The sequence below is a fragment of the Bacteroides sp. AF20-13LB genome (assembly GCF_003603065.1).
In the GTDB taxonomy this organism is placed as follows: domain Bacteria; phylum Bacteroidota; class Bacteroidia; order Bacteroidales; family Bacteroidaceae; genus Bacteroides; species Bacteroides uniformis.
In genome coordinates this window covers 1-1,370 of record NZ_QTMH01000044.1, presented here as the reverse complement: position 1 = coordinate 1,370, position 1,370 = coordinate 1, and the positions used below count along the sequence as shown (strand labels likewise).

At 54.7% G+C, this 1,370-nt stretch carries 1 protein-coding gene; it reads left to right on the top strand.

Translation table 11 applies throughout. The features are described from left to right. Positions 1 to 346: 346 nt before the first annotated feature. On the top strand, positions 347 to 1,370 hold a 1,024-nt coding region (locus DWX62_RS21785), incomplete at its 3' end, for a fimbrillin family protein (protein WP_118108702.1).

Genomic DNA, 1,370 nt, shown 5'->3' with positions numbered 1-1,370 from the left:
GCAAGACAGTGGTATCAGGCTTAAAGTCTGACTGGTACTGGTCCTCCTCGGAGTTCTACCGCAATCCGGCGAACTACGCTCTTTGTGTGAGTGTGGGCGACGGCGACGTGTACTACTACCGTAAGAGCAGCAGGGGTAGTTACTTGCGTCCGGTCTTGGCTTTCTGACCTATTTACCTATTCAGCCTATTTATCTATTATGCGGCGTAGCCGCTCGTTGATAAAGGCTGAATACCCGCGAAGCGGGTCGGATTTACAAACGGAATTGTGGCAACGGCCGCTTGCAGTCTTTGCCCCGCAAGGAAGATAAAAACAAGTAACGTAAAGTTAAAATAAAAAGTGTGACAATGAAACGAAATATCCTACATACCCTTTGGGCGGCGGCACTGCTGCTGACCGGCTGCACGCAGGAGGAGCTTCCCCTGCCCGGTGCTGACAATGCCGCACCGCTCGCCATCACCATCACCGACGGCGGCTATGCCCTGACAACTTCGGCTGACGGCTCGCAGAAAGCCGCTACCCGTGCTACCGAGGACGGTTACCGTACCGAGTTTACCGCCAGTGACGCCTGCGGACTCTACCTTGTGCGCAATGGGGCGATAGTCTATGACAATGTGAAACTCACCGCCACAGCAGGCACGAACGGCAGTCTTACCTGGCAACCCGAAGCGGGCGTAACCCTTGCCGGCGGAATGGCGGGCGAGAAGTATTTCCTCTACTATCCCTATCAAGAGACAGCGAAGATGGCGGGCAAGGTAAATGCCACCGACACCACGAGCGATGGCGATTTCTTCGCCACGCTTATCAATGACTGGCAGCCGGAAGCTGATCAGAGCGACTACACGCAAGGCTACACAGCCTCCGACCTCATGACCGCCACGGGCTCGGGAAGCAAAGCCGACGGCAAGCTCTCGCTCTCATTCTCCATGACCCACCGCATGGCACTCGCCGTAGTCGAAATGCCCAAGACGGTGTATAAGTTCACCGACACCTCCATTCCCGACTATGTGATTGCTACTACAGCCGATTTCAGTGGAGAGGCCAAGCCCTGCCGCAATACGGACGGCACATACCGCTACTTCGTCCGTCCCGGACAAGGCAATACCGTAACCCTCACCGGCAGCTATGCCGACGGCAAGAAGGAGTTTTTCATCACCCCGAACAATATCAGCGTAAGCTCATACAAGACCTATAAGGTGGACGGAGCACCGACGATTGACAAAGATCACAATTTGCAAGTAGGGGACTACCTCCTTGCCGACGGCAATATTGTAGGCAAAGACGAAACTTTGACCGAAGAACAGAAAGCAAGCGTTATCGCCATCGTGTTCCATGCCGGTCATCACGAAAACGATGCCTCCGATTACTCCG